The organism is Candidatus Protochlamydia sp. R18, from assembly GCF_000648255.1.
GTDB lineage: Bacteria > Chlamydiota > Chlamydiia > Chlamydiales > Parachlamydiaceae > Protochlamydia > Protochlamydia amoebophila.
In genome coordinates, this window is the sequence record NZ_BASL01000249.1 from 1 (window position 1) to 222 (window position 222).

Sequence of the window (222 nt, forward strand, 5' to 3'; positions counted from 1 at the left end):
TATCAAGGAGAGCTTTTAATCGTGTTAACAAATGTTTGTCCCTATAAAGCATTAAAAATGTACAAGAAGAGATGGGCAATTGAAACTCTTTTTGGATATTTAAAAACAAAAGGTTTTTGCTTTGAAGATACTCATATGACCGATTTGAAAAAGATCGATGCATGGATGCTCGTGCTAACACTAGCAGTCGTGTGGACGATAAAAACAAATGAAATCATACAA

1 protein-coding gene is annotated in these 222 nt (G+C 33.3%); it reads left to right on the plus strand.

The features are described 5' to 3' along the window. Positions 1–21: 21 nt before the first annotated feature. On the plus strand, positions 22–222 hold a 201-nt coding region (locus tag TY19_RS00190; protein ID WP_158383073.1), incomplete at its 3' end, for a transposase.